A 22,277-nucleotide genomic window follows, 5' to 3' on the forward strand; every position below is an offset into this window, starting at 1 on the left:
ATTCATGCACCTCTCTTAAGTTCCCTGACCTTGCCAATCAGGTCTTTCATGATCTCCTCATCGGTCTTAAATTCCGTGTCAATAAGTTTCTTCATGCGAATGGGGATTGCGTCCATCCTGTAAGCGCTTCCTTCGGCCTCAACTCCTACAACCGCTGACGGGAAGACTACATCTGCCAGTTCGGTTGTGGGGTTTGCGTAGGGGTCAATCTGTATAACAGGGATTTTTGCAAGGTGCCTGAGAGCCTTTTGCGGGAAGTGGGCGCCGGGGTCCGCGGCCGCGATGAGGGCCGCATCTGCCTCTTCTCTGATAAGCACGTCGTTTGCTCCAGTCTCTCCGGGGTTATAGTAAGGATAGCCCTTTGAAAAGTCGATTGCCATGGGGAAACCGGTTTCCCAGGTCGCAACCTGCCCAAAGCCGGTAACGTTGTAGTGACCTCTCATTCCGATCATGACGGCCTTTGTGTGCTGGTTCAAGTCCGAGATCAAAGAGGATAAACCGTCTCCGTTCTTGTACTTGGCGCGGGACTGGGTAACGCCCATACCGAAGAAGACACATACGTATTTTGACTCCTTCATGAGGGTTACAAGCTCCAGAAGTTCTTCCTTCGGGACTCCGGAAACGCTCTCAGGTATAACTTCCTCATGTCCATTGACAATGGAGCGAAGGGCTGTGATTAAAAGAAGGTCGCTCCCCTGCTCGATTTCCACATATTTGTCGGCGAGTTTGGCGGTGTCGGTCTTTCTAACATCGATTACGACCATTTTCCTCTCTTTCCGGCCTTTAGGAACAAAAAGCCCTTTTGAAAAGCTGGAATAACGACTCATGTGTCTCGGGTGAGCGTGTACGGGGTTGCAGCCCCAGAAGATAACCAGATCTGCCCTGTTCTTTATCACACCAAGGGTTGCCCCGGGAGATCCTTTTTCCTGGGCCGCGAGGGCTGAGGGCCCGTGGCAGACGTTTGCCGTGGAGTCTATAATGGAACCGGTCTCTTCCGCGAGCTGGATTGCCTTGCTGATGGCTTCACAGGAGGTCGAACACCAGCCGTAGGAAAGGGTCCGCTTTGAGTCTACGAGGATCTTTGCAGCCGCTTCAAGGGCTTCCTCGTAGGGGACAGGCACCAGTTCCCCGTTTTTCCTGATCATCGGGGTCTTGATCCTTTCGTGCTCGAACATCCCGACGAACTTGCTGTGCCCGAGGATGCAGGCGTTTTCGACTTTAGTGATCTTATTGTCTTCGTCAACAGTGACGGTGATATCGTCGCAGAGGCACCCACAAAGGGAACATACTGCATTTTTGGTTACTGGCATGATTTTTTCTCCGAAGTTTTCCGAGATTTTTAATTGGATTTTCCGGTGCAGGGAATTTTCAGGCTTCCGTGTAGGTACGCATTAGGCTCTTCATGTCCAGAGGTTCTTCTTCCGTGGCCTCGATTTCGGCAGGTACGCCTTTAAAGCCCGGCATCCCGCAACCGTGGGTGTCAGGAGAGACGATTACGTTTGCCCAGGGGCCCATGGGGATAAAAGCAAGTCCTTTAGGGTTCCCGTTATTTGCTTTTGCAAATACCACCACTTCCCCGAACTCGGTCCTGACCTTCAGGCAGGCTCCCTCGGAAACGCCCAGTTTCTCAAGATCACTTGAGTTCAATTCGCAATAGGCACAGGCGTCAAAATAAGACCTGTATGTTTTTGCTTCCAGATGTGCGCCCTGCTGGGCGGTCCTTCCGGATATCAGGTTTGCTTTCAGAGTCATTGAAATTCCTCATATCGACTAATTTGATGTGGTTAATGATAGGAGTGTGAATTAGAGTGAATTTTAAGATCGGATCTGTCAAAGAATATCAGAACATATGGAACGCATCCGATGTCTGACAATTATTGCGGATAGAGTGAACCTGTTGTATTATGGGAGAGGCATTACAGGCGTTCCGTATGTCTCATGAAACACCGGCCGTATCGTGAATTATATCTTTTGATATCTGCTGACCCTATAATCATTTTCGGATACATCTTTCTGGCAGTGATGTTCCATGATAGCGTTGTTCTGGAATTAGATTCTCATGGGAATAATATATCGAATACATCAATTATATATATTATAGGTTATTAATACTATATGATGTTTCCATGTATTTAAACATATGGAGTTGACATCTAAGCAAAAGTTTCCGTTCTTTCAGCTTCTTTTTTCTCTATTTAATAAGGTTCTGAGAAGCAATTCATTTATCATTTTTATTATATATTAATCTATTATGTTAATCGTGACATAACGGCCTGTCTTTTATGACATGGAAGAGGCCCTGCTCCTCATCCTATACTCCTTTTCCGGTTTTTTTCCGCGAAACCTGCAAAAAAATATTACATATCTCCCTAGGCCCGATTTTTTCTTTTCCTGAACGTTCTTCCCCCGATTTCCTCAGATTTTCCCCTGTGTTTTTGAGGGGGGTCGTCGGGAAGGCAAGAAAGGGTAAGATTGCTACAATTGGCAAGCCGGATAAGACGTGCAGGATAAGATATGAAAGTCAGGGCATGTAGGACAAATAGGGCTATTGATGCTGTTTTTCAATGCCGTAAAGTCCGGTCAGGGCAGCTCAGGGCAACTTTTTCTGCCTGGGGCGGCAGGTCCGGGCATATTTTTTGGCCCCAGGCAGGTCTATATGAGGCCGGAGCTTTGAAATTCGGCCCAACTGACCTACATATTTTACCTTTTCATACAAAAAATTATGTAAGACTGCCCCTTTTTGGGCATTTCAATCGTCAAACTTTAATATACCTTCGTACATTTGTGTGTTGCAGGCCCGGATAGCCTAGTCGGTTGGGGCGCCAGACTCATAGGGACCTTTAATATGAGGCGTCTTTTAATCTCCTGAGATATCTGGAGGTCGCGTGTTCGAGTCACGCTCCGGGCACTTGCTTTTACCTTTTCTGATTTTGTTTTTGATTTTATTTTTGTTTTGTTTTTGATTTGTTTTGTTTTTGATTTGTTTTATTTTGATTTTGTTTTTCTTGCAGCGTATATTCCAAAATCTGAGAATAAACCGCGAAAATCAACATTCTCCTTTCTGCCTTTTTCCACAATCGTAAAAAGGGAACCGGGTTTTCCGGGATAATTTTCTACATTCCCCGATTCTCCAATTCCCTGTTTCCTTTTCCGTTTCACCTGTGCCGGACCACGCAGCTCGAAAGCCCTATGATCTCCACGATATCGCTGTTGTCCGGGCTGTGCACGATCATCTGGCCTTTTTTGAGGTAGGGGATCCTGCGCTCGTACTCTTTCGGGACCTTGAGGGCCGAAATAGCGGCGTCGTTGTTGAGGTTCAGGATAAGTTTCGTGTTTATCTGCTTGAAGACCGTGTCGTCGATGTCCTGGGGGTCCTGGGTGATCAGAAAGAGGCCAAGCCCCTCTTTTCGGCCCTGCCTTGCAGCATCTGCAAAGCGGGAGATGATCATGCGGGCATGTTCGCCTCCTGCACGGGAAAGGTAGCGGTGAGCCTCGTCCAGGGCCAGGATGATGGGGGTGTTTTTGATGTCCGGGTTTCCGGTGGTGCTGAGCTTGTTTTCCACGATCTGGTTCATGAGGGCAAGTACAATCAGATCCCTGATCCGCGGGTTGCTTATGAACTCCGTTGGAAATACGCTTATCTGGCCCGGCCTGAAGATCCGGTCGAGCATATCGGTGATGGGAGTCGCGTCCTGGTCAAAGACCTTTGGGAAGGCGCTGTTTTTGACTCTCCGGACAATCCCGTCGTAGGAAGCCTCATGGAGTTTTCCGCTGTCTACGTAGTAGGAACGGGTACCCTCGTTGTCGATGTAAGCAATGAAATTCCTGTAGATATGAGGCACGCTCGATTTGAAAAAGTCCCCGAGTAGCAGTTCAAGCCCTATGTACTGGAGTTCAGACATGCCGGTTGCTGCAATCAGCCAGGGGTTGTGCTCCACGAGGGAAAAGGGAATGGTAAACTCGAGCTGTTCGGCTCTTGATTTATCGCCGGGGTATTTCTGGCCCTCAACCTTTGCAACAAAAGCTTTTGTAGAAAGGACCCGGCCGTAGGTTACGTTTTCGGACTCGAAGGCGAACCTGTCGGCATCGGTCAAAGTCTCGTTGTCCTCAAAAATCTGAGAGTACTCGTCCTGGGGGTCCATGATCACAAGGCAGGGGTTTTTCCGGGCATCTCTGTCGGAAGAGTTCCTGAGCCTGTAGCGATTGGAGTCGGCCATAAACTGCCTGAGGATATTTTTTGAGAGGAAGGTCTTTCCGGTCCCCGTGCTCCCGCAGATGAGCATGTGCCGGAAGATCTGGGGATCGCCCATGGCGTAATCGTTCCTGAGGTAGTAGGCCACGGTCTCGGGCTCGGAATGGGTTTTGACAAGTTCTCCTCCCACACTCAGCCGCCCGAGGAAAATCCCTTCTTCCGGAATGTTCAGGCCGACCTGGACCTCCTGCCGGTCCCGAACAGGCAGCAGCGGGGTGTTTGGCCGGGGGATGCGGTCGGCCATGCGGCGGGAAAGAGGCCCTTCATGTCCGACACTGTCTTTTTTATAGAGGATGCAGAGGGGGTCGATGAAAGCCAGGAACTTGTAGTCCGCCTCGTTGGTGGAGTTTGAGCTTGATTTGAGCATACGCTGGGAATGAAGCTCGGTCGCGTCGTCCACGGCAAACTCCTGCCGGTACTGGAGCTTTTCGATCCTTGCAAAAAGCTTTTCCCCTTCCCCGTAAGGCACGACCACATAGGTCCCGAGCCTTATGTCCCTCCGCCTTAAGGATGTGATGTAACCTGTAATGGTGGCACCCGAGGGAGTGATTTCCAGGGGCTCGATTCCCGTGGTCACGATCCCGAAGGCCTCGTCGGCAGGAGACCCACCACCCGGAAAACCGGAATCGTATGCCCCGAAGTCCTCGAAAGGAAGGACGGATGGGGTAGCCGGGGGTTGCCTGTTGCCAGCTTCGAAAAGCTCTCCGGATTTATCGGCTTCTGTTTCGGCTCCGGGTTCAGGGCCTGTTTTGGCCCCGGTTTCAGGTAAAGGGCCGCTGGAAGCGCTTTCAGCTCCGGATTCATTTCCAGAGTAAATTCCAGAGTCTTTTTTTGAAGCAGATTTTTTCAGGTTGTCGGAGACAAAGTCCATAATGTCTAAATCTTTAGATGTCAAAGTTTTTACCCCACCGTAAATCGTTGTAAGTGGTATCCGGGTTCATGCTTACGAATTGTTTGTCGATCTCTTCCCGCTCGACCTTGCGGATCTTTGCCACATGGTCGGCCTTGGTAAGGGTTATGGGGAAGTTGTAGAGAGCCAGATCAAAGAGCACCTTTCTGGTAATACTGTTCCTGAGCCCCTCGTCTTTTATAAGTCCGTAGGGGACCTCGATTTTGAAGAGCACATCTTTTGAAGGCAGGTAGGCCATGAAGAAACAGATGGCATAATCCTCGGCCGGAAATTTATGTTTGAGGTTTCGGGCCGCAAGGGGGGAGCTTTCCCTGAGCATACGCTCGTAAAAACGGTTCGGCTGGAGGAACCAGTTTGTGTAGGTTATGAAGGTGTTATCAGGCCTCTTTCTTTCCCGGCCCTGTTCATTCTCTCCGAAAAAGTTCTTTTCGGGGGAAAGGACATTTTTGAAAAACTGAGAGTCAAGCACCCAGGGCAAATCAACGTACTCGTCCCTCTTCCGGATCGCGTCCATGAGCTGCATGTCAACCGGGTTTTTCACAAAGCCAATGACCGGAGCTTTTCTTTCAAGAAAATTATCCATGATGTCGATGTAGTTCTGGAGGATTTTCCCGGCATGTTTGTTCCTGTAAATCCGGACCTCCTCGTCCTCAAGGACAAGCCAGTACATGAGCTGTTTGGGGTAAAGAGGCCCGTCCATTATGAAAAAGCTCCCTTCAAGTTTTTGCATCTCTTCGAGCTTTTCGAGCATGAAAAGGATGTGTTCGGAATCAGCCATATACATGGCCATGTTGTGCACGATGTCCGGCACCTTTTTCTTGAGCTCGTCAGGCTCGATTTTAATCAACCTCGCCCGGCCCATGCCCTCGTCGAAGTCCTCCCAGCCGTCCGATTCCCGGACCGCGGCCCGGTGGCTCGAGGTATAGGCCGCACAGACGATTGTTCTGTAGCGCTGCAAATCAAGGTCCGTCGGGGTGGCCGCAAGCGCACAGTGGCAAAAGTCCACAAAAAGCCCGCTGTCGTAGGTCTTGGGGTTCGTGCTCCCGCTGTCGCAGGCGTAGGTTACGGGGTATGGTTCTTCACACTGAGCCATAAGGGCTGTTCTGACCTTTCCCCGATACAGCCTGTCCACGGCCTTCAAAACAGTTTTCCCGTCCACTTTCAGCTCATCCAGGAGCAGGTATATGTCGGTGGCAGTCTTCGGTTCCTCAAACTCAAAAGAGTAATCAATCCTTTGTGCCAGCTCCGATATCTTTTTCATGTGCACGGGCTCAAGGGTCATGGACGGAAGATACTTTGAGGAGTGATATATACTTATTGAGCTGTCTGGCCGGGGGGTGGAAAGCCATGATAAAAAAGAGGCTTTTTCCAGCTTTTTTCCAGCCTGCCTGTAGCTTCTTTGTGAACCAAAAAAAGAGATAAAGGGATTTTATTCCGGAAAATTACTTCAAAATCCCATTTTTCCAGAAAAAGTTCTTTTTGGGGTCCCGTTCAAATTTCTCAAAGACACTAGGGTAGAGACCCGGATATTTTGCTTCTTCAAGCGGGATACAGAACATTGTTTCAGGCCTTTCAGCAGATCCACCCAATCCTATAACAACAAAGAAAGGAAGTCCGGTCTCCCTGGAAAATGCCTGATAACGCTTTAACTGCTGGGGGTTGGACCACTGGAGTTTACCCTGGTATAAATCGGACCTGAATTTGCATTCGATACAAAAGGATTCGTTTTTCGGCACGTAACGCATTGTAAGGTCCGGCCGAGAATCCGATTCGACATAACGGTCGTGTTTTCTTCCCATATCCGTTGTCCATTCCACAACAGAATAATATTTGCCATCAAAGAGGTCTACAACATACCTCTCGAAATCATTTCCTTTTTCCACGGCAATATCTTCCGGATTTTTCTCAATCGAATCGTTTTTTGGATGTTTCTCAATCGAATCATCTTCCAGAATAACATTTACGATTTTTCCAAGTTTTTTTAGTAATCCCACAAAAAAACCTTCCAACGTTTTATAATTATAAATTCAGACGCACTTTTAAAATTTAAATACCGTTAGAGCTAACTTAGAACTTGAAATTCAAAGAATGAATATTTCTCTATACTCAATAAAATACTTGCCCCTGAAAAGAAGCCTATATATTAAGGCAGAAATTAAAATGTAATTTAATAATTCCAAAAAATTCAGTATTCTAAGCCTATTAGGGGGGAAAGGCCAGGAATTACGCGGATAAACTAATTACACCGGAGAGGGCCACCGAACTGATCGAAGAGGGCTGGAAAAAGGCCGACCTGCACGTTCATACCTCATGTTCCTTTGACGTTTTGCCGGCCCCGGAACTGAGCCCGGAGGCCCTTTATAAAAAAGGGCTGGACCTGGGCCTGGACTTCATCACCTTTACGGACCACGACAGCATGAAGGCCTACGAGAGCCTGGGCCTTGAGCGGGAAAAGCTTGTTTCCGGAGTTGAGCTTACGGTCCGTGACCCTGAAAAGGCCGGGCATACGGTGCACGTAAACATTTATGAGCTCGACTTTGAAGAGTTTGCGGAGCTTCGGGAGCTTGCGGATGTCGAGCACAAACTCCTGAGCATCATCGATTTTCTGAAAAAGCACAGGCTGCCATATATCTACAACCACCCCCTCTGGTTTGAGTTCCATGAAGAGGCCGACCCTTCAAAGGTCCCTGAGCTTGCAAAACTCTTTCCGGTGCTTGAGTACAATCTGCACGAGCTGAAACTGAAAAACGAGCTGATCCTGGCCCTTGCGGAGAGACTTGGAAAAGGAATTGTAGCGACCACGGACGCCCACACGGGAAAACTCGGGCAGATCTATACCCTTGCGAAAGGGGAGACTTTCAGGGAGTTTTTTAGAAATATCGAGAAGGGACAAAACTTCATAGTCCCGGAAGACCTGACAAGGGAATTCCTGACCGATGAGATGAACACCTGGATCGACCTCATTTTTGAAAAAAGCCAGCAGAGCAGGGAAATAAAAGGATTCCTGTCCGGAATTAAGCCCGTGGATGCCGTTGTCAGGATATCAAGGAGCAACCTTCTGCACAACTTTCCCGGGCTTAACAGGACAACCATGGAGCTTTTCTACCTTCTCTCAAATACCGGAATTCCGGCCTCCTTCTACCTGCACTCGGAAATGTCCACGGCAAGACAAATTGTTCAAAAAATTCGACATGGGTGGGAGAAATAAAGCTGTATTGTTTTCTGGAATTAATGAGCATGGGTGCAGATAATCAGACAGAGTAAGCGATATTTATATATACGAAAAATACCTTATATAATATGGTAAATCAAATTAAATTGATTTACACTTTGCTTGCCATTGAAAAATACCAGAAACTGCTAATAATGATTGGTCCAACCATTCATTAACCTCCTTTTCAAACCTCCTTTGTTTTTTATATTTTGTTTTTTATATTAAATGCCAGACAATATCTTTTATCAGGCTCTCCTTTTACTGATCCCTATATCGTTTTTTGTCATTTTCTGAATACGAAAATCCAGATTACGGAAAGAATGAGGCAACTCTACCGAAAAAAAGATGAAAAAAAGAGAGCCTGGAAAAAAAAGATCAGGGAGGAACTCCTCCCAAAAAAAATAAAAAACCGGGCCAAACCAAAGGGAAGAATTAGCGGAAAAGGTCCAGGATCTGCTCCGGGTTTTCAAGCACGGTAATGCCCTGCAGGCTTTTTACGGTCTCCACGTTTCGTTTATCCACATCCCGGATAAGGACCTCGACAGGGCCTCCCTTTATTGCGGAGTAAGGGCAGACTTCCTTGCAGAGCCCACAGCCCTTGCACTTTAAAAGGTCGATCTGCTCCGTAAGCCCGTTTCTCTCCTCTATGGCCCCGTGGGGGCAGATCTCACGCGGGGGACATTCCTCACAGTGCTGGCAAAGGCCCCGGTCAACGCTGTAAGGCATCTCGGAAATGATGGAGCCCTCGATGTCCACGGGCACGATATAGACCGGGACCCGGCCTTTCACGGCCTGGGCGACAGCGTTCGTCACCAGGGAATCCGCAATCCCGTAGGCTATTTTCGAAACCGTGTTCGAGGTTGCGGGCGTGATAAAAAGAGCATCGTACTTCTCGAGAAGGAAGCGACCCACTTTCGGAGAACTCGAACCTTGTTCAGTTTCCCGGTAGATCTCCTCCAGGTAGTCCCCGCCCGAGATCTTTATAAGCTTCTGCTCAAGTCCGTACATCCGGAGCACCTCCTCGGCGGCCCTGGAAATGTAGGTGTTAACCGAAAGTGAATGGTCGGCCTGTTTGAGGTCTTTGAAGACCCCGTAACTCCGCTCGAGGAAATGCCCGGCACCCGTGATGCCCCACGCGATTCTCTGAAAACTCATAAAGAGAACTCATACCCGAAGGTAATAATATATTTATCTAAAACCCGAGGCATTCCAGAGTTGTATTTCCCGAGTTCCGCTTCCCGAGTTCCGCTTCGGGAGCACGGGGTCCGTTTCGCTCGCTGCGCGAGCTCAAGCGGACTATAAACCTTATTTCAGAAAAGTTGACTAAAAACAAACGCCAGAACAACCTTAAATGTCGTCTTCCTGCATTCATTTTTCCGTGATTTACCGTGTCTTCCGTGGTTTTTTTGAGGGTAGTTAAAGAATCTTGGCACCTATCTGTAAAAGGGAACCCAGAAAAATTATTCAAAGCCAAGCACTTCATAGAGGAGTTGCATTGCTTTTTTCTCCTTTTGGCCCCCACACTTTCGGGCAAGAACTTCGTAATGCCTGATCCAGTCCGCGTATTTTTCCTCGCTGGTAAGCTGGTAACGGGTGGCGTGTACTGTGGCTTCAAGGACGGCATTAAACCCTCTGTTCGGGGCCGGGAGCACATTCCTGTTCTCCTCAAAAAATCCCGCCCTGAGAGGCAGGAGCTCGGCCACAAGTACGGAATCCTTGTTTTTCACGTTTATGCACTCAAAGGCCACCCAGGCTGCTGCGGCTTTTAAGACGGGGAATCTTCGGCCCTCGATTTCCACGTACTCGAATTCCTCGGGGGCCAGGTCGGAAAAGGTCGAACGCACGAGCAGGAGGGGATCGAGCACCACATTTGCCGTAAAATACCCTTCCTTTGAGACATTTTCCTTTGTCTGGCTGCCATCGAAAAGACGTACAAGGGCTTTGCCACGTTTCCTGATGATTCCAATGGGAGCTGCGTTCGGGGTTTCAAAGCCCGTGCACACGATTGTCTCGGAAATTCCTTCCAGGATTCCATAACTTGAGAGGTCAACAGGCCCAACCGGGGCTGCGGACCTGCTTGCTGGCAAGTCTCCGGAATCATTAACTTCATTCAAAAACGGAGTCCTCCAAGTAAAGCGATAAACAGGCCTGCGATTATGATATCCGCGGTGGAACCCGGATTGATCCTCTGTTCGAGGAGTTCGGAATCAAATTCCCGCAGGGCAGGGAGCAGGGCCTTAAAATCCCTGGTTCCGGCACTGAGGCCAGCATTCATAGCGGTATCCAAATCCGAATCCGGGCCTGAAAATGAATATGGAACTGAATCAGAATCATGATCGTTTTCCTCCCAGGAGGAAAGGATCAAATGAGCGCGGGAAGATACCCTGTTAGCGATTTCGGCATTGAACTTGGTCTGGATAAAGGTATCCCTGTACCTGGAAAGCAACTTGAGGAAAGTGTAGACCACGGCTTCATTTATCCCGGTTCCGCAAAAGTTTTTACCGATACAGGTTTTACCGTTTCGGGCCTGCATGAAAGCAAGGATAGTCTCTGCCCCTTCAAGGCAACACCTGAAGCCTGTAGTCCATTCGTTTGCTATCAGGTCGTAACCCTTTGAAATTTCCATAAGGTCATAGAGGCTTACGTTTTGCTCCTGAAGTTCAATGGTCGAGGCGGAGTCTTCCAGGTCAAACTCCTCTACACTGTTTACCCTGACCCCACCGGCCGCAAAGGCCCGATAAAACTCCACAGCGTCTTCATAGTCCGTGGCCTGGACAAGGGCATGGGCCCGGGAGACCAGGACTTCGAAGTCTTCTGCCTCAAGTATTCCCGGCCCGGGAACTTCGGAAGAAGGGCTTTGGGCACATCTATCCTCTCTTTTCCCTGCAAGGATTTCCCCTGCTGCCATTGCCAGGGGGATAAGCAGGAGGAACGCTCCGAAATGGGTGTTTCCCCCTCTCTGCCAGGCCACACTTTCGGAAACTGCCTGCCTGAGTAGAGTCCCGATTCCTTTTTTGCTCCCTGCGGCCTTTTCGAGGATTGGATAGACTCCTACGGATGAGGCCAGGAAATGCTCGTAAGAGGTGTCGGGGAAGTCATGTTCCCGGTCAACGTTTCCGGGTTTGGGGGAAGCCGAGACCTCCAGGAGCATGGCAAGCTGGGCGGAGCGAGCGATATAGGCCGGGATCTCAGTGTAAGGATTCATTTACGGGAACCTTTGCATGGTCCAGTACGTATTCTGCAAGCTCGCGCTTGAGTTTCATGTAGCCGGCATTGGAAAGGTCAAGGGTGTTGAGGGCTCCGTCCCGGATCCAGCAGGGTTTGGTGATTTTGCAGCACCAGACCAGACTTCCAAAACAGGTGTCCTGTCCGAACTCGAGCAGGGTGCCCTTTGCAAAGTCCAGTTTAGTCCGGGTAAACTCCTCGGCGGTATAACCCAGCTTTCCGAACTTCTCGTGTACAGGGCAGGGTTTTACGGGCAGACAACAAAAAGCAAGTCCTCTGAAATCTCCACTGCTGCAGACATGCTTGGGGGCGTTGTACCAGCCTATGACTTTCTGGTAAGAACTGATACTTTCTACCAGTTCCGGGATCAGGCCGGAGTCGTCCAGGACCCCCCGGGCAACCGAAACCATATTGACACCCCAGGAAAAGGCTTCCTTTGCCCCGGCAAAATCCCTGATGGAATTATTTCCTATCAGAAAGAGCCTTGTCGAGTCCCGGTAAGTGAGGATCACGTCCAGATCGGGCCCCTCAAAACCATTGAGCATGGCATCAACGTGTATGATGTCCGCTCCGGCCCTGTCGATGGCTCTGGCAAGTTTGACGTCGTCCACGACATTCGCCCTGACCTTGACCGAGAGCACGACTCCGGTTTCCTTAATGGCCCGGATCCATTCCGTAAGCCTCGGAAGGTCATACAGGAGAGCTTCTCCAAGCCCTGCTTCGAGTATTTCGGGCTGTCTGCAATGGGCGTTTAACTCGAGGATTGCCCCTTCTTCCTTTACCATTTTTGCAGCTTCGACCAGAGGGCCAAGCGTTGTGCTCCGGACATTAACCGCAACAGCACTGCCGGTGGTCACGGCCCGGATTTCTTTCTTTATAAGCTCCAGGGGTTCACTGGAAATGAATTCTTTCCTACCCCGGGCTTCCAGTTCGGACGCAACCGCGATGGAACCTTCATCCACGTTAAAGGCCCCAAGCACTACCAGTCCGGCATCACCTGCATATTTACTGGCAAACTCACTATTGACAATTCCTGCCATCGGTGCCAGTGCGATTGGGTTCTTAAAAGATACATACCCTACATGCAGATCGAATAAATCATCACTCATGTTTTACCTCTGAAAATAAGCCTGAAAATGAATAGGAAAGTGTCGTCGTGTTTACATATTAAAGTGACGATAAACATTTTTTAACAATAAGAGGGATTTGTGTTTCCCTGATAAGGGATACATGCATATATATTAATATTTGGACAAGGCTCCAACACACAAACATTATATTGAATGTATGAGAGGCCGGAAGATACACACTGCCTGCTCCAGAGCTAAGGGTGGCAAAAATATATATAACAAAAGACAGATGCAGTCCACAGGAATAAAATCTCAGTTGCGAGAGAGGTCGGACGGCTTCCGGACCACTGGTCTGAGGAAAGTCTCCCCACCAATCCAGATACACGAACACCTGTAAAGGGTGTCGGGTGAGAACCCGGGCTCTGGCACAGAAACGATACCGTCCCGTGCTAATGCAATGAGGCCGAAAAGCCGAGGTCGCATGGGAAAGCGGATGAAACGGTGAAACCTCGTGGGTGCAAGTTGGGAAAGGGGTTTAAGCTGTCTGGATCGCCCCCTTTCATTATGATACGCTTAGCCGAATGCCGTCACTGCAAGTGCCCTCAGGGGCCGTCCCCTCACGGGAAGTGAGACGGGACTTTTGCAGGAACAGAAGGGAGCTTACGGACCTCACTCGCATACATTATTCTGAACTGTTTTTCCAACTGTGTCTCCAACTGTTTTAGTTGAAAGTGCAATGTGTACTTTTATTTTTTGTACATGTTAATCGAAGAGTTTCATATACGTTTTTTCTGCACCGGTTTTTCTGTACTGAATTTTTGGTTTAGCGGGATTTGAAGTTCAACAGGGTCCAGCGCAGGAAATCCTTGTAGTTTATACTGTAATCCATAACCTCCAGGTATTTGTCTATCATTTTCTCATTTGAGGTAAATGTCCTGAAGGTCTTTTCCGGAAAGCGGTGCATCAGCTTTGAAAACACGAGGGAATACTTCAGGTGGGTCCCGAACTCGGCCTGACAGAGGCTCTCGTATTTTTTCAGGCCTTTTGATTTTTCCCCTTGCTGGCAAACTTCGGCAACCGTTTCCGCCGCAAACTGCCCTGTGCGGATGGCGTAGGCCAGGCCTTCTCCTGAAAAGGTGTCTACGAACCCACCAGCATCCCCGCTCAGGATTATTCTCAAACCTGTTACCCTACGCTTGAGCCCTCCACAGGGGATTTTGTGTCCGTGCAGCTTGTATTCCCCTGTAAAGCCGTTTTTCATCAGGTAATCGAGCATGGTTTGTCTCGGGTGGGGGAGATCTTTGACAAGGCCTCCCATTCCTACGGAATAATAAGTTCTATGGGGAAAGACCCAGCCGTACCCGCCACCTGCGATTCCGAACTCCAGTTCCACAGCTCTCCCGAGCCTCTCCTCAATCTCTGCTTCTGTGGCAGGGACCTCGGTGACCATGCATATCCCGTACTCTTCTCTGCTATCCGCAGGCCTCACGCAGGTCTTGAGAAGTCCCTGGACCCCTTCGGCAATGATTACGAACCTTGCCCTGTAAGTGTTCTCCTTTGTTTCCACTTTTACGCAGTCGGAAAATTCCCTGCAGTCAGTTACCTTTTCCCCGGTATGAACTTCGACCCCGCTTTCCCTCACTTTTTCAAGCAGGAAATTGTCAAACGCATTTCTGGAAACAAGGACCGAGATCCGGTGGTCTTTGTAGGCTTCAGTGCACTGGTCTTTGAAAATGACCTTTGCCCCTGTAACTTCCCATTCTATAAGCTCTTCAGGCAGTTTGAAGTCAAGGTACGAGAGAGCCTTTTCGGAGAGGGCTCCCCCACATGCTTTGTAGCGTGGAAAACTCTCCTTTTCGAGAAGTAGCGCATTTAATCCGAGCTTCCCAGCTCGCCTTCCAGCCGAGGAACCGGAAGGCCCACCGCCTACAATGATTAAATCATACATATCTGAGCAACCTATTATGGAACGATTCAAATATAACATCAAGGACTTTTGCTAACAATAATGATTATTAGGTAAATGGAACTATTGTATCGATTCCAAAATTTGAAATTATATTATTACCATTCCTATATATAAAGTGTGAAATCCCAGGCATTTAGCTCAGAGGATGTAAGCATCACTTATTTATTTTTCTTTTTTTCCATCGTTACGTTTTCCATGAAGGGACGTTCCAACTTTATAAATGAATGGAAAAAGCCCTGTAGACTTATGGGTTTTGCTCCGAAGAATGAAGCAGGAAGCTCCACTGCTTTAGTGTTGGGTAACTGACTTAAGCGGTTGGTTTTTCTGGAAGTTCAAACTTTGGATGTCTGAATTTAGGAAATGCAAAAAAACAAACCTCGCCCGGGAATCGGCAAACCATGAAATTTAATTATTGAATTCTTCCAGAACAGCGGTTACCTTTGAATAATCAACTTCTGTCCCGTAGCAACCGTCATTTTCCATGGGAATCCCATAGGTCACGACATTTTTCCCCTTGAGAGCCCGCATCACCTTGTTGATTTCGTAGTCACAGGCTACCATAAGTACCCCGTCCGCTTTTTCCATTTTCAGGATGCGTTTTACGAAAGAAGAACCCGTGAGGATGAAGAGTTTATATCCGTACTTTTCAGCATCTTTTTTTAACTGGGTAAACACGCATTTACCGCAGGACTTACACTGGATTCCTTCTCTTGTGGAATAGGCCGGGCAGTCAAGGGCCCGCATACAGTGAGGGGCCAGGATGATCCTTTTCTGGGTTTTTGCAAAATCGGCCTTTTGTGCCATATTTTTCAGGGAGGCCATCCATTTATCCAGGACCCGGGAATCCGAGAACTTGATAAAAAGATGTCTGAGGGGGAGGTAGAAAAAATCGAGCACATCTGCAAAAAAACCTGCAAGCCAGACGTGCCTTTTCAGGCTGATCCTGCTTACCGCAAGTGCAAGCGTTGAAAGGGCAACGGACAATACAATGACGACAAAGAGGACTTTGCCAATAAAATTATACATCGCACATCTCCATTCTTCTGATTATTTCGTCCACATTTGCTTCGGTGTTGAAGCAGCCATCTCTGAGAAGGAGGATGCCCTGTATCGGGACGAAGGCTACTTCCTGCATGTCTTCTGCAAGCTCATTATAGCAGGCGACCCCCAGGCAGGACCGGGGCTTGTATTCCTTGAAGATCTTTTTGACAAAACTGCCACCGGGAATCACGAAGACCTTGAAATTACACCTGTCTCCGGCTTCACAGATCTTTGCGATATCACATTTCCCGCAGCGTTTGCATTCGTACCCATGGACAGGGTCGCATCTGGCTTTGCATTCCGGGTGCCTCAAGCACTGGGGGAGAAGCACAACTCTGCGCTCTTTCGTGTGTATGAAGTCCTCCAACATGGAGGCGTTTCTTACATCAATCAAGATATCATCTACCAGGGTTTCACGGATTCGGAAAGTTCTGCAAATCCACCGGGAGGGAGAATAAAAAAGATAGAGCATGAAAAGTATGAAATTTGGGAAGATGATCCTGTGTTTTTTGAAAGAGTATGCCCCTACAATGAGGGCAAAAACCGTGCCGCAGAAGGCCAGAATCATCAGTAATATGAATACTCTCCCTAGTAATTCATAAGGAACTTGCATAACTTGACCATGAGCTTTTGTAAGTATTTAAAGTTACCCATATAATTCAAAACAGTTACAGGAGCGATAAAAAGAGAGTTTAAATGAGAGAATTCTATGATAAATTCAAAAAAGGAAAAAATGAGCAGAAAGGAGTTTAAATAAGAAAAAAGGACAGAAAAGAAAAAAGTGAAAAAAAGTGAAAAAAAGGAAAATTAACCCAGAAGGGTTCAATCTCCTATTACTTCAAGGCCGAGGGCTTCTGCGACCATGACAATAATGTCCTCGACTTCCAGCTTTTCTGCACCCGGAGTCTTCTTTTCATTGAGGGATTTCGTTCCGTCCTGAAGGTTTCTCTTACAGAACGGGCAGGCGCTTGAGAGGATATCTGCATGGGTTGCAAGAGCATCCTTTACACGGGTTTCGGCAACTCCCAGTGCAAGTTCAGGGATACCTGCTTTCACACCACCGCCGGCTCCACAGCAGCGCTGGAATTCCCTAACGTTTTCCATTTCAATGAACTTGACCCCTGGAATGTGTTCAAGCACAAATCTTGGGGCGTCGTATACACCTACGTGGCGGCCAAGGTGGCAGGGGTCGTGATAGGTAACAGTCTTGTCAATGGACTTTTCCCACTTGATCTGGCCTTTCTTGATAAGTTCCTCTAGGAACTCGGTAATGTGGATTACTTCAAAGGGCAGTTCTTCTCCAAGCTGCCTTGGCCAGTCGACCTTGGAAGTACGGAAGCAGCCTGCACAGGCATAGAGGACTTTTGTTGCACCTTTGGCTTTGATGGCATCCACATTGTGCCTGGCAACCTTGCGGGCGACGTCTTCAATATGGGACTGACCAGTCCTGATCATGGCTGAACCGCAGCACCATTCATCTTCCCCGAGCATGGTGAACTCAATGCCTAACTTGTTAAGCACCCTGGCAGTCGCAACAGCCAGTTTGGTCTGCCTGAGTTCGGCAGTACATCCACCGAAGTAGAGGATGTTGGCTTTCTCGGCGATCTTGACATCATCAGGAATCCATTTGAGGCGGTCTTCAGGAGCACCCATGTAGGGGTTGTTGTACTGGTTGACCAGTTTCGGAAACATGCTCTGTTTCCCATAGGGGCCAATTCCTTTTTTTACAAGGTTTGCCCGCATGGCTTCCCAGAGTTCCACAGTAGCGATTCCGGACTCACAGACGGTACCGCAAATTCCGCAGGTTGTACAGTTGTGGACGTCATCTTTGAACTCTTCGAGTTCGGCATCTGAGATCTCCGTTGGGCCGAAGAGCTTTGCTTTAAGCCCATAGGACCTGTTCATGAAATCCTTCCAGCGCAGGATCTTGTCCCTTGGGGCAAGACCCGGTTTCTGGCCGGAGGCTGCATAGGTCGGACACCACTTTACACATTCTCCGCAGCGGGTACAGGAATCAAGCTCCATGAGCTGGACTGCGGTAAGGTTTTTGGTGTCTATTGAAGGTTGTTTTTTTGCCATTTTATTCTCCTCCCTTGTTTGCAAGAATTGCAAGCGGGGTGGCGATTATGTGGATGTATTTACTGTAGGGGATGTAGGCAATACAGAATAGAAGGGAAATTACGGAGTGGAAGAGAGCCGCGGGAGGTGCATAAGCAACTGCGGTATCTCCGGACATACCAATATTCCAGACGATATCTCCGGTTCTTATCCCGTCAGCGACGAACCCGGAAACGGTGACAAGGAAAAGCACTCCTATAAGGATCCAGTCATACATGATGGAAGCGTCTCTGACTTCCTTGATAAAGAGTCTTCTGGCAATGGCGATGAGCACACCGACAAGCAGGACGTATCCGAAGATGTCGTTGGGGAGCTGCAAAACTTCTCTGAATTGTTCGGCGGTGAAAGGTAGTTCGATAAACCTTTCGGCCATTTCTACTGAGAACATCATCCCGGACATGGCGAAAAGAGTCATCCAGCCGGCAAAAATCGTAAAGTGCATGAACCAGCGGCCCGGACTTCTTTTGAGAATTCTCCTCTGTAAGAGGATGTCCAGGACAAGGACCTCAAGGATGGGTTTTCCATGCCCGTGGGCAGACTTTTCAGTTACCTGTTTCCACCAGGTCTTTAAGAAACGGACTGCACTTCCCTTGCTGCCGGCTTCAGGTTCAAGAGCATAGCCTGTCACTCCGGCACCCCATTTCTGGAAATTGCCAATCATACCGATTACAAAAATCACCATGGCAATCATACTAATTGCCATCATCTGAACGAACGGAATCCGAAGAGCATCCGTCAGTCCAGAAAAATATAGCATTTCACTAATAGTTTATTCCTCCTACGTAATGGGTCAAAAATTGAGAACTGAGACTGCACTCCAGAACTCATGGACTTTTACAGGATTATCGATAACAGTAATGATTGAGAAACTGTAGATACGACTGTCTGTATAAGGTTTGAATAGTCTTTGTATCTATTATATTTAAACGTTATCTTTAAGAGATGATACTCCGGAAAGCCGCAGGTGGCTCATAAAAATCAAGAAGCATTGGGACAATTGAGCTTCAGGGAGAAAAGAAAATATAGAGTGAATTGTTATTTTTATAAAAATAGAAATATGAAGTTATTCATCCGGAAAAAAACTCTCAACAAAATCCGTTAAATATTTGCCCTAAAAATGTTGAAAGTCCCGAGTTGTACTTCCCGAATTCCGTTTCGGGAGCACGGGGTCCGTTTCGCTCGCTGTGCGAGCTCAAGCAGACTAAAAATCCGAAAGTGGACTAAAATCCGAAAGTGGACTGAAAAACACCAGAAAAACCTTAAAGGGCATATTTCCGGCGTTCTTTCTTCCGTGGTTTTTTATTCTCAGACAGCAGAAGACTCCTTCCTCGACAGTTCCGACTTTGGAGGAACTGGCAGGTGGGAGATGAATGCGTCGAGATAAGGCCCCCATTTTTTGTTTAACAGGGGACCTTAATGTTGTTTGACAGTGGCCTTATGTTCTGTCCTCCTTTGCAGGAGTGGGTCCACATCGCCACTGTTATACTGGCTTGTTATGACCTGAACACTTCCCCTACCTCTCAGGGATGTTTAATCCAAATCGAAATCTCCGAGAACGTGTGGAGTATTCTCGAATATCATGACCAGTATAACGAAAGGCTATTCAACTAGGGCTTACCAAAGCAAGCCCCTTCCTCAAAAACCTGAGTCGTTAGGCGAAGGTTTTAGGGAGGGGTAGTTGACCTTCGTTTGAGATTGGTGAAAGGATTTTGGCACTCGGATATAATGGATTTAGAGTCCGATTTCTGCTTTGAACTTTTCAAGGCCTATTTCTTCAATGACCTTTCCGAGCCGTTTTTGTTTCCCGTACCCTTTGTAGAAATTAATGATTTTCTCCACCATGTTCAGGACTTCATCTTCAGAGAGCCCTTTTGCCACCGTGTCCGCTAACCTAGGGCTCGGGCCGGCAGTACCTCCGACCATCAGATTATAGCCCTTTGCAGTACCCATGATGCCTATGTCCTTGATTGCGGGTTCAGAACAGGAATTAGGACAGCCGCAAACGGCCATTTTGAACTTTGAGGGCAGTTCCATGCCATGGTATATTTCATCAAGTTTAAGCCCCAGGCCCACAGCGTCCTGTTTTCCTTTCTTGCAGAAGGTTGTGCCGGGACAGATCTTTACACTCCGGACACAGAGACCTATGGCGGCTCCGGGTTTCATATCCAGTTCTTCCCAGATGGAATCAAGGTCCCCTTCTTTTAAGCCCACGATTGCAATCCGCTGGGCAGAGGTCAACTTAAGGGCCGCAGCGTTGTATTTCTCGGCAATTTCCGCAATCTTCTTGAGGGTTTTCGGATATATGATTCCCCCCGGAATATGGGGGGCGATTGCGTATGTTTCTCCGTCTCGCTGTACGATTGCAGCTTTTTCAGGTATGTCTCCTGTCATGTTACCCACTCCTTCTATAATGTAGTATATTGTGAACTTCAGCAGTTGACGGCAGGCCAGGCCAGCCCAGGTCAGGAATTAAAAAGGCCTGAAGCCGCCGTTTCAACCACGAAAAAAAAGCTCCGATTAAGCTAGATAAGTTTTAATAACCCGGCACCGGACTCCCATATTCAGTTATGCCCCAACAAATATAATAGTATGTACAAAAAAAGTTAGGGCCCCTAGATCGGTCCCCTAAAATCCGGCCCCCCGAAAAGCAGGTCCCAAAAAAATGCATGATGCCGGGAAAAAGAGACGGAGCCATTTACCTGAGACCCATCTCCCCAAAATCCGTCCTGAAACTTACTCTTTTTGCTCTTTTTTTATCCGGTCCAGAAAACCCTTGAGTCCGGCTCTGTGCCTGGCCTCGTCGAGGGAAGCCCGCTCAAAAAAGAGGGCGGCCCTTGTGTTTCCTTCCTGGCGGGCGATTTCGGCGGCTTCGGCTTTTTCGACCTCGGCATTTGCTTCCCCTTCAATCATCATCTCCAGGTTTTCAATGGTTGAGTCCTTGACGAGCCCCAGGATTTCGGCAACCTCGGTGGCATGCCAGGCTTCGTCCATTGCGACCTGACGGAGATAAACCGCAACATCCGCAAAGCCCTCTCTTTCCGCAATCTTTGACATCGCAAGGTACCAGCCAACTTCGGTAGTTTCCCCTTTGAAGGTGTTCTGTAAGATTTGTTCAAGACTCATAAATTACACTTCCTTTTTAAAGAATATTTGTGAGAAAACAGTTTCTCTTTGCGGGTTTAACCCCTTTTAAGATACTTGAATCTTATATAATAATGAGAATAAATAAGGTTTCTGTACACATATGCATTAAGCCTGTCTCCTTCTCCATCCTTCTCCGGAAAAGCTTCCGGAATTCCGGATGGATTTACGAAAAAAGAAAAATTTTGTTTCACCGTGAACATGAAGATTTATATCGATGAAAAGAAATGTACAGGCTGCGGATCATGCAGGGAAGCCTGCCCGAAAGGGCCCCGGATCTATTCCATAGAGGAAAAGGACGGGCGAGCGGTCGCTGTTGTAAAGGACCCTTCCTGGTGCCTGGGATGCAGGTTATGCGTGAGCGTCTGTATGGAAGACGCAATAACTCTTGAAAACTGATTTTTAAAAATGATATTAATTTTAGGATTTGATCATGAGTGTCATTTGAGTTACGTGTCGTGCTTGTGGAACCCATGTACCAGGGCAACGTGGGGTCTGTCACAAGGGCCATGAAAAATTTCGGGTATACGGACCTTGTCCTTGTAAACCCCTGCAAACTTGAGGGGGAGGCCAGGGCCATGTCTTCCCATGCCCGGGATGTGCTGGAAGGAGCCAGAGTTGTCAGCACGCTTGAAGAAGCAATCGAGGGGATTGACCTCACAATCGGGACCACGGGCGCATCATGCCTGAAAGCAGGGGAACACGTGCGTCTGCCGCTTTACACGCCCCGGGACATAAAAGAGAAATTAAAGGGATACAGCGGGAAACTTGCCCTCCTCTTAGGGCGCGAGGATAACGGGTTTAGAAACGATGAGCTTAAAAGCTTTGATATGGTAATCACAATTCCAACCTCGGAAGTCTACCCTGTAATGAACCTCTCACATGCGGTTGCGGTTGTGCTTTACGAGCTTTCAGACCTAAAAAGTCTGGAAAACCCCCTTGCCAAGGGCTTTGACCTGCGCCTGCTCTACGAGCACCTGGGAAAATTCCTTGAGGAAATCGATTACCCCCCGCACAAAAAGGACAAGACCCACCTCATGCTAAGGAGAATTTTTGGAAGGGCCGGGCTCACCCCCAGGGAAGTACAGACCCTGCGAGGCGTAATCCGGAAGGTGGAGAGGAAAATTGGAGTAAGGGATGAAGAGGAATCAGAAGAGCCCCTGCAGGAGAACTAAAACAGGGGAATGTCTCCCGCACTTTCGGAAGGAAAGCTAAAATAGGAAGCCACCACCAATACAAAATACTCCGGTCCTGAGATATTTCAGGTCTTCAGTCAGACCCTTTCCCCGGCCGGAATGGAAAACTTCATATTCGAACAGATCCGTTTTAATATTCGG

The 22,277-nt window shown here is 48.2% G+C and carries 19 protein-coding genes, 1 tRNA gene and 1 other RNA gene; 5 read left to right on the forward strand and 16 right to left on the reverse strand.

The window, feature by feature from the left end:
- Positions 1 to 2: 2 nt before the first annotated feature.
- A complete protein-coding gene (locus ACZ5QV_RS04040) occupies positions 3 to 1,310 on the reverse strand; it encodes a formylmethanofuran dehydrogenase subunit B (RefSeq protein ID WP_464601332.1) in 1,308 nt (435 codons plus the stop codon).
- 58 nt (positions 1,311 to 1,368) lie between these two features.
- Entirely contained in the window at positions 1,369 to 1,752 is a 384-nt protein-coding gene (locus ACZ5QV_RS04045; protein ID WP_464601333.1) for a molybdopterin dinucleotide binding domain-containing protein, read from the reverse strand.
- Positions 1,753 to 2,795: 1,043 nt separating this feature from the next.
- On the opposite strand from ACZ5QV_RS04045, the gene ACZ5QV_RS04050 reads away from it, so the two are divergent.
- Positions 2,796 to 2,908 (forward strand) — tRNA-Met (locus ACZ5QV_RS04050).
- 247 nt (positions 2,909 to 3,155) lie between these two features.
- On the opposite strand, the gene ACZ5QV_RS04055 is transcribed toward ACZ5QV_RS04050, so the two are convergent.
- From ACZ5QV_RS04055 to ACZ5QV_RS04065, 3 genes are all read right to left on the reverse strand, one after another.
- A complete protein-coding gene (locus tag ACZ5QV_RS04055) occupies positions 3,156 to 5,147 on the reverse strand; it encodes an ATP-binding protein (RefSeq protein WP_464601334.1) in 1,992 nt (663 codons plus the stop codon).
- Positions 5,137 to 6,444 (reverse strand): DNA double-strand break repair nuclease NurA, encoded by a 1,308-nt coding sequence (locus ACZ5QV_RS04060; protein WP_464601335.1) that lies wholly within the window; start codon positions 6,442 to 6,444, stop codon positions 5,137 to 5,139. The genes ACZ5QV_RS04055 and ACZ5QV_RS04060 overlap by 11 nt, the downstream gene beginning before the upstream one ends.
- A 160-nt stretch (positions 6,445 to 6,604) precedes the next feature.
- Entirely contained in the window at positions 6,605 to 7,156 is a 552-nt protein-coding gene (locus ACZ5QV_RS04065) for a hypothetical protein (RefSeq protein WP_464601336.1), read from the reverse strand.
- Between the two features lie 332 nt (positions 7,157 to 7,488).
- Between ACZ5QV_RS04065 and ACZ5QV_RS04070 the strand changes: the two genes are divergently transcribed.
- Entirely contained in the window at positions 7,489 to 8,370 is an 882-nt protein-coding gene (locus ACZ5QV_RS04070) for a PHP domain-containing protein (protein ID WP_464601337.1), read from the forward strand.
- A 438-nt stretch (positions 8,371 to 8,808) separates the two neighbouring features.
- On the opposite strand, the gene ACZ5QV_RS04075 is transcribed toward ACZ5QV_RS04070, so the two are convergent.
- From ACZ5QV_RS04075 to ACZ5QV_RS04090, 4 genes are all read right to left on the reverse strand, one after another.
- Positions 8,809 to 9,531: a dihydromethanopterin reductase (acceptor) gene (locus ACZ5QV_RS04075; protein WP_464601338.1), complete on the reverse strand. Its 723-nt coding sequence runs from the start codon at positions 9,529 to 9,531 to the stop codon at positions 8,809 to 8,811.
- A gap of 305 nt (positions 9,532 to 9,836) precedes the next feature.
- Positions 9,837 to 10,490 carry a DUF447 domain-containing protein gene (locus tag ACZ5QV_RS04080; protein WP_464601339.1) on the reverse strand — a complete coding sequence of 218 codons (654 nt, stop codon included), beginning with the start codon at positions 10,488 to 10,490 and terminating at the stop codon, positions 9,837 to 9,839.
- Entirely contained in the window at positions 10,487 to 11,581 is a 1,095-nt protein-coding gene (locus ACZ5QV_RS04085) for a triphosphoribosyl-dephospho-CoA synthase (RefSeq protein WP_464601340.1), read from the reverse strand. The genes ACZ5QV_RS04080 and ACZ5QV_RS04085 overlap by 4 nt, the downstream gene beginning before the upstream one ends.
- Positions 11,565 to 12,710, reverse strand: coding sequence for a methanogenesis marker 9 domain-containing protein (locus ACZ5QV_RS04090; protein ID WP_464601341.1), 1,146 nt, complete (start codon positions 12,708 to 12,710; stop codon positions 11,565 to 11,567). The genes ACZ5QV_RS04085 and ACZ5QV_RS04090 overlap by 17 nt, the downstream gene beginning before the upstream one ends.
- 281 nt (positions 12,711 to 12,991) lie before the next feature.
- Between ACZ5QV_RS04090 and rnpB the strand changes: the two genes are divergently transcribed.
- An RNA gene (rnpB, locus tag ACZ5QV_RS04095) (RNase P RNA component) lies at positions 12,992 to 13,346 on the forward strand.
- 148 nt (positions 13,347 to 13,494) lie between these two features.
- Here the strand turns inward: rnpB and ACZ5QV_RS04100 are convergent.
- The 7 genes from ACZ5QV_RS04100 to ACZ5QV_RS04130 form a co-directional block, all read right to left on the reverse strand.
- Positions 13,495 to 14,619, reverse strand: a complete 1,125-nt coding sequence (locus tag ACZ5QV_RS04100) for a geranylgeranyl reductase family protein (RefSeq protein WP_464601342.1) — start codon at positions 14,617 to 14,619, stop codon at positions 13,495 to 13,497.
- Positions 14,620 to 15,045: 426 nt separating this feature from the next.
- Positions 15,046 to 15,666 (reverse strand): DUF116 domain-containing protein, encoded by a 621-nt coding sequence (locus ACZ5QV_RS04105; protein ID WP_464601343.1) that lies wholly within the window; start codon positions 15,664 to 15,666, stop codon positions 15,046 to 15,048.
- The gene (locus ACZ5QV_RS04110; RefSeq protein ID WP_464601344.1) at positions 15,659 to 16,294 is read right to left on the reverse strand and encodes a DUF116 domain-containing protein; all 636 of its coding nucleotides are present in this window, start codon (positions 16,292 to 16,294) and stop codon (positions 15,659 to 15,661) included. The genes ACZ5QV_RS04105 and ACZ5QV_RS04110 overlap by 8 nt, the downstream gene beginning before the upstream one ends.
- 209 nt (positions 16,295 to 16,503) lie before the next feature.
- Positions 16,504 to 17,760 (reverse strand): (Fe-S)-binding protein, encoded by a 1,257-nt coding sequence (locus ACZ5QV_RS04115; protein ID WP_464601345.1) that lies wholly within the window; start codon positions 17,758 to 17,760, stop codon positions 16,504 to 16,506.
- Between the two features lies 1 nt (position 17,761).
- Positions 17,762 to 18,556 (reverse strand): respiratory nitrate reductase subunit gamma, encoded by a 795-nt coding sequence (locus ACZ5QV_RS04120; protein WP_464601346.1) that lies wholly within the window; start codon positions 18,554 to 18,556, stop codon positions 17,762 to 17,764.
- Between the two features lie 974 nt (positions 18,557 to 19,530).
- Complete coding sequence (locus ACZ5QV_RS04125) at positions 19,531 to 20,190, reverse strand: NAD(P)/FAD-dependent oxidoreductase (RefSeq protein WP_464601347.1); 660 nt, start codon at positions 20,188 to 20,190, stop codon at positions 19,531 to 19,533.
- 342 nt (positions 20,191 to 20,532) lie between these two features.
- Positions 20,533 to 20,922, reverse strand: a complete 390-nt coding sequence (locus ACZ5QV_RS04130) for a ferritin-like domain-containing protein (RefSeq protein WP_464601348.1) — start codon at positions 20,920 to 20,922, stop codon at positions 20,533 to 20,535.
- Between the two features lie 219 nt (positions 20,923 to 21,141).
- On the opposite strand from ACZ5QV_RS04130, the gene ACZ5QV_RS04135 reads away from it, so the two are divergent.
- Positions 21,142 to 21,339 carry a 4Fe-4S dicluster domain-containing protein gene (locus ACZ5QV_RS04135; protein WP_464601349.1) on the forward strand — a complete coding sequence of 66 codons (198 nt, stop codon included), beginning with the start codon at positions 21,142 to 21,144 and terminating at the stop codon, positions 21,337 to 21,339.
- Positions 21,340 to 21,377: 38 nt separating this feature from the next.
- Positions 21,378 to 22,115, forward strand: a complete 738-nt coding sequence (locus ACZ5QV_RS04140) for an RNA methyltransferase (protein ID WP_464601350.1) — start codon at positions 21,378 to 21,380, stop codon at positions 22,113 to 22,115.
- The last annotated feature ends 162 nt before the right edge of the window (positions 22,116 to 22,277 follow it).

It is taken from the genome of Methanosarcina baltica (assembly GCF_055394095.1).